The 5,726-nt window shown below is 45.9% G+C and carries 6 protein-coding genes; 3 read left to right on the forward strand and 3 right to left on the reverse strand.

The annotated features are described in order from the left end of the window. The first annotated feature begins 176 nt into the window (after window positions 1-176). Window positions 177-899 carry an oxygen-insensitive NADPH nitroreductase gene (gene nfsA / locus AB4496_RS06055; RefSeq protein ID WP_009845932.1) on the forward strand — a complete coding sequence of 241 codons (723 nt, stop codon included), beginning with the start codon at window positions 177-179 and terminating at the stop codon, window positions 897-899. Window positions 900-1,015: 116 nt separating this feature from the next. On the opposite strand, the gene AB4496_RS06060 is transcribed toward nfsA, so the two are convergent. Together AB4496_RS06060 and AB4496_RS06065 are read right to left on the reverse strand one after the other, a co-directional pair. Continuing rightward, window positions 1,016-2,548 (reverse strand): phospholipase D family protein, encoded by a 1,533-nt coding sequence (locus AB4496_RS06060; RefSeq protein WP_009845933.1) that lies wholly within the window; start codon window positions 2,546-2,548, stop codon window positions 1,016-1,018. A 162-nt stretch (window positions 2,549-2,710) separates the two neighbouring features. Beyond that, a complete protein-coding gene (locus tag AB4496_RS06065; protein ID WP_009845934.1) occupies window positions 2,711-3,274 on the reverse strand; it encodes a TetR/AcrR family transcriptional regulator in 564 nt (187 codons plus the stop codon). A 93-nt stretch (window positions 3,275-3,367) separates the two neighbouring features. Between AB4496_RS06065 and AB4496_RS06070 the strand changes: the two genes are divergently transcribed. Together AB4496_RS06070 and AB4496_RS06075 are read left to right on the forward strand one after the other, a co-directional pair. Beyond that, complete coding sequence (locus tag AB4496_RS06070; protein ID WP_170962745.1) at window positions 3,368-3,901, forward strand: dihydrofolate reductase family protein; 534 nt, start codon at window positions 3,368-3,370, stop codon at window positions 3,899-3,901. Between the two features lie 139 nt (window positions 3,902-4,040). After that, window positions 4,041-4,538 carry a hypothetical protein gene (locus AB4496_RS06075; protein ID WP_009845936.1) on the forward strand — a complete coding sequence of 166 codons (498 nt, stop codon included), beginning with the start codon at window positions 4,041-4,043 and terminating at the stop codon, window positions 4,536-4,538. A 154-nt stretch (window positions 4,539-4,692) separates the two neighbouring features. Here AB4496_RS06075 and AB4496_RS06080 read toward each other — a convergent pair whose 3' ends face one another. Further along, entirely contained in the window at window positions 4,693-5,574 is an 882-nt protein-coding gene (locus AB4496_RS06080) for a LysR family transcriptional regulator (protein WP_009845937.1), read from the reverse strand. Between the last annotated feature and the right edge of the window lie 152 nt (window positions 5,575-5,726).

Raw genomic sequence — 5,726 nt, forward strand, 5'->3', positions numbered from 1 at the left:
TAGCTTCTAGCTTCTAGCAGGAAACAGTACGAAAAAAGGATTGGCTGTGACAGCAATCCTTTTGATTTCATGAATATCATACCGCTAACCAGAAAGGCTCTAACGCCCTTTACGCTCATGGTAATTGTCGTTATTGTGATTCTCTACGCCATCATTACAAGGACTGTCTGAGAGTTATGAACAGCACGATTGAAACTATTCTGGGGCACCGCTCCATTCGTCAATATACAAATCAACCGATTGAAAAAGCACAACTTGATGTGATTATTCAGGCTGGCCTCGCGGCTTCATCATCGAGCTTACTGCAGGCTGTTTCTATCGTGAGAGTGACAGACACAGAGAAGCGCAAACTGTTAGCTGAATACGCAGGTAACCAAGCTTACGTTGAGAATGCGGCTGAGTTTTTAGTGTTCTGTATCGACTATCAACGCCACGCTCAAATCAACCCTGAAGTGAAAACCGACTTTACTGAACTGACCCTGATTGGCGCGGTAGATTCTGGCATCATGGCGCAAAACTGCATGCTGGCTGCCGAGTCTCTAGGTTTGGGTGGCGTATACATTGGTGGGCTGCGTAACAGCGCACAACAAGTCGATGAACTGTTAGAACTACCACAACACACCGCCGTATTGTTCGGAATGTGCTTAGGTCACCCGGCACAACAACCAGAGGTGAAGCCTCGCCTTCCTGCTCATGTGGTGATGCACGAAAACCAATATCAACCACTGAGCCTAGATGAAATTGCCAGCTACGACGATTCAATGCAAAGCTACTACGCGAACCGCTCAAGCAATCAGAAGCAAAGCAGTTGGTCACAACAGATCACACAGAAGCTGTCTGGTGAATCTCGCCCGCACATTCTGCCTTACTTGAACAGTAAACAGCTGACCAAGCGTTAAGCCGTTAAGCCGTTAAGCCGTTAAGAGCTTGCAACAAACCACAGCAAACAGCAGCACAAACAAAAAATGTCAGCGTAATATACGCTGACATTTTTATTTATCCGGAGGCGGCTAGCTTACAGATATTTCTCAATCGGTAGCAATTGCAAAAAGCCTGACTGCATTCGTTCCCACTTACCCGTTTCTGGTTCGCTGTCCCAGCTTTGATCGCCTGAATACCAATACACATCACCGTCTTCCAGTTCCAAGCGCCAGCTATTATCTTCACTCATCGCTTGCTCAATGGTGTCTGCTAACGTTTCAGCAATCTCTTTATTCTCGATGATCAAAACCGATTCCGTGTTCAAGTAGGTAGAGCGCAAGTTGAAGTTAAATGAGCCGATGCTCGCGATGCTGCGGTCGAATACGACTGATTTAGCGTGCAAGCCATAGGCCGTCTCAGGCGCACATTTAGACACGTCTTGAGTCGATGCTTCACACAGCTTAGATTCTGGTTTTAGCTCAAACAGATCGATGCCATGCTCCAACATGTCGTAACGTCTGCCTGCATAAGCAGAATGATTAGTCACCAGATCATTAGACGCCATAGAGTTAGTTAGCGCTTTTATCTCAACGCCCTTGTTGTTCAATACCTGCCATTCTTCAAGCTGACCATCATCGAATACAAGGTAAGCGGATTCCAATAAGATCTCTTGTTTCGACTCGCTCGCTAACTTCCCTAGAAGAATCGCAGTCGCTTTCGGTTCATCAGTATTATCGGAGTCATCAGGAACGGGTTGATCGTAAACAAAACGCGCATTCACCCATGTCATCTCACCAATCACCTCTTTCAGTAAGCCATCAGCAGCCTCACGGTCTAATGGTAATTCAGGATAATTTTGATAATGCGGCACGACAATATTATCTATCTTCGAGAGATCAGGTTGTTCGTCATCACCCAGCATATCGACAGGGTAAGACCAACGGCTGTTCCAGTATTCAACAAAACTGGTTTGGATGGTGTTAACTACCGAGCCCATGACTAATACATCGCGGTCTCGGAAATTGATTTCATCAGAAAGGTCGAAATATTCATCACCAATATTACGTCCACCCACCACAGACAAAGTGTCATCTACGGTAAACGACTTATTGTGCATACGGCGATTTAAACGAGAAAAGTCACCGACAAAGCTCAACCATTTACTGAAACCACGGCGTGTTGGCGTTGGATTGAAGATACGAATCTCGACATTAGGGTGCGCATCCAGTGCCGACAACAAACCTTCACGTTCGTTGAGGTTGATATCATCCAGCATTACGCGAACCTTCACACCACGCTCGGCCGCGGCTAACAAACGGCTGGCTAAGTAACTGCCCGATTCGTCAGAGTTCCAGATGTAGTATTGAATGTCGATGGTGTGCTCGGCACTTTCGACCAGCGCTAATCGCTGTGCCAAGGCATCCCAACCAGACTCTTGCAGACGAACCGCAGTGGTCCCTTGCTCTAAAGCTTCAGGCTGAAATTCATTGGTTAGAACCGATAAAGAACTAGGTGCAGGAGAGGTTGGCGGTTCTGTCGGGTGATCGATGCCTTCAGGAAGTGAAGAACACCCACCTAAAACGGCGATTAAGATTAACGTTAAACTGATGCGTTGGAGCACAGGCATGTATCTGACTTCCTTTTCACGATGACGTCTTTAGAAACTTTCCGTACAGCTTTTCAATGAACAAGCTATTCCGATCTATTCATTGATTATTACTGCTAAATCCTGAAATTTATAGGTAATTGTCGACTATAAATTAGAAGCCCGGTCAAGATCACCCACAAATCACTTAAGTTGGGTGAGTGCCAAACAGTATAAACTCAGCGGCTTTTCGACCATTTCAATGGTGAGTTCAGTTCGGTCTGGGTTGCAGTTCAACGCCAAAGCATAGCCGTGTAAATAATCCACCAGCAAATCCAACGCGTTTTGGGTTTGCTCTTCGGTTAACGCTAGCGGGCTCAACACCGCTTCAAAACGTTCACTAAAAACTTCCATCGGCCCGAGGGATTTCATGGTCAATAAGGTCTCTAACAAGCCTCTATATTCGTTGAGCATCGACAAGTAACTCACGCTGAGCCGATATAGGTTATCTCGCCAGTCTTGATTCAGCTCTGGCTGTGCCACTTCTTCAATCATGGAAACCGTGATTGCCTCAAGCAGATCGTTTTTGTTTTTGAAGTAATGGTATATGGCCATCGCATCGACCCCGAGTTCTGTCGCCAACCCTCGAATACTTGGTACTTTGCCACTCTCTCGCATCATGCTTTTAGCAATAGTGAGAATTCTCTCGGCGCTGAGTTGGCTTGATCCACTCTTTGGTCGACCTCGTTTCTGATCCTTGACAGTCATACCGTCACCTCTTAAACTTTATTTCTACACTGTAGAATATTTTAATTTATTACCGTGTAGATGCCAAGTTTCTCATCGATATCGGGGTTAAAAATGTCAAATATTGTATTCATCGCAACCAGCCTTGACGGTTACATTGCAGACAAACAAGGCGACTTAGATTGGCTGCAAGCGATTCCAAATCCAGACGGTGACGACATGGGTTACAACGCTCATACCGATCGTATCGATGCACTGGTCATGGGACGAAATACAATGGACATGGTGTTGAGCTTTGGCATTGATTGGCCTTACAGCAAGCTAGTCTATGTACTGAGCAACACTTTAAATGAAGTACCTCAAGAACTTGAAGGTAAAGTATTTTTGATGAAGGGTGAGCTTAAACAGATTGTCGCGGATTTGAATAACAAAGGCCTAAATAACTTGTACATTGATGGCGGCATCACCATTCAAAACTTCCTGAAAGAAGACCTGATTGACGAGCTGATCATCTCGACCATTCCTATCGTGCTTGGTGGTGGATCCCCGTTATTTGGTGACTTAGTGTCTCCGGTCGACTTTACGTTGAAAGGCGTCACGACGTACCTTGATGAAATCGTGCAAACTCATTACTTACGTAAGCGTTAAAGCTGTTGTTGCTCTAAGGCCATGAAAGGATCAACACCGAAAACATTGTTCACGCGACGTAAGCTTTACCGTCTCTACACAAGCCTCCCCTAAAGTAGTCCCCTTTATCGTCTCTCATTCTTGATGGTAGCTGGATATTATGAAGCTTTTGGTCGATCGCACTGGTGAACAGTTTTTAAAAATTCTGCAAGAATCGGGAGACACGCTGACGGCTCAATTCATTATCAATGAAGGTAATCGAAAGGGTAAGCCGTTCCAAGATAACTTGAGTGGATTGTTCCTCACAGGGTGGAAGCTGCGCACTACTTCAACCGCCATCGGATTAGAACGCTTTAAGCAAGGCAAACTTGAAGATCCCAAAGTGAGTTTCGCATTGCACCAACTCTACCCGCTCGGCCGAGATGTAAAATTACCCTCTGGCGATATCGCCACAATCGCGAGTTACGCCAATACCCATACCGATGGCTACTATATGTTTGTGCGCCTCAACGATGAATTAACCCGACTCAAGATTACGCCCGATTGGGAACTGCAACCTTCCGCTCAAAGATTGGCTCTGCCTTATTACCCAGCCCCAAGAACTAAAGAAGAGCTCGACAACATTGACGATTTTGATGCGTGGGCGGGCGGTTTTTAAACACTGAAAGTCAGTAAACGCTATTGAGATCACATCCACCTATCGAATCTCAATACAACAATATGTGCTCTCTAAACATTGATACGAATACCCGTTCTCAAACGATGCAAATAACGGTTTGGCTGTGTGCTGCTAAAGAGTGTTTCATTCTTTCCTACAAGCTCAAACGGGGCTGAATAAAGTCAATAAACGCCGAGATACGTTTAGAGACAGAGGACGACTTGTAATAAACCGCATTCACTCGCTCTCGGTCTGTGTTGGCAAGTTTGTCTTGTTCCAGAATAGGGATTAAGCGACCCGCAGCCATATCTTCCTGCACCATAAACCCCGACAGACAAGCGATCCCATTTCCAGCTAAGACTAGTTGACGCACGGTTTCACCATTACTGGCTGTCACAGTAGGCGCGACGTCACTTTGGTTTGGTAAAGGCCAATGGTTAAGCACTTTGTTCCCTGCAAAACCCACAATTTGATGTGAACTCAAATCTTCAGGTTTGGTGGGCAGCCCACGCTTAGCGAGATAATCAGGTGACGCCACAATATGGAGTAAACTTTTTCCTAACGGGCGCGCGTGCAGTGTTGAGTCGGACAACTTACCGATTCGAATCGCAACATCGGTTCTCTTTTCGAGAAGATCAACGAAGCCTTCGTTGGAAGTGAGTTCCAACTCAATGTCTGGGTAAGCCTCTTTGAATGACTGCACCAACGGCACTAGCTGATGGAATACGAATGGGCTGGCGGCATCGACTCTTAAACGACCTTTAGGCAACTCACCGCGCGACACGATTTCTTCTTCCGCGCTCTGGATCATTTGTAATCCCACCCTGACTGAATCGACAAACTGCCGCCCTTCCTCCGTCAATTCCACGCGTCTCGTTGTTCGGTTGAATATTGAGACGCCGAGTTGCGACTCAACCTTACTCACCGAACGAGATACCTTGGCGACTTGCACATCCAACGTCTCTGCTGCCGCAGAAAAACCACCAGCATCGACGACGGTGAGTACCATTTCTAAATCATCTGAACGGGTTAACATGAGGCTCCTTCGCTATCTTAATTTTGTTTAATGTCATCACGCTTGTGCTCATCACAGCTCAAATCATCTGAGTCTTTTCGATCTCATCAGCTTAATCCAATGATCGGCTAACTCTCCAATTATTGCAAATAGCACAAAGGTTATTTGTTAAT

It is taken from the genome of Vibrio sp. 10N.222.46.A1 (assembly GCF_041473595.1).
Taxonomy (GTDB): Bacteria; Pseudomonadota; Gammaproteobacteria; order Enterobacterales; family Vibrionaceae; genus Vibrio; species Vibrio tasmaniensis_A.

Coding starts and splice junctions, on each gene's coding strand:
- AB4496_RS06060 (WP_009845933.1), bottom strand. CDS start 2,548: ATGCCTGTGCTCCAACGCATCAGTTTAACGTTAATCTTAATCGCCGTT.
- AB4496_RS06080 (WP_009845937.1), bottom strand. CDS start 5,574: ATGTTAACCCGTTCAGATGATTTAGAAATGGTACTCACCGTCGTCGAT.
- AB4496_RS06065 (WP_009845934.1), bottom strand. CDS start 3,274: ATGACTGTCAAGGATCAGAAACGAGGTCGACCAAAGAGTGGATCAAGC.
- nfsA (WP_009845932.1), top strand. CDS start 177: ATGAACAGCACGATTGAAACTATTCTGGGGCACCGCTCCATTCGTCAA.
- AB4496_RS06075 (WP_009845936.1), top strand. CDS start 4,041: ATGAAGCTTTTGGTCGATCGCACTGGTGAACAGTTTTTAAAAATTCTG.
- AB4496_RS06070 (WP_170962745.1), top strand. CDS start 3,368: ATGTCAAATATTGTATTCATCGCAACCAGCCTTGACGGTTACATTGCA.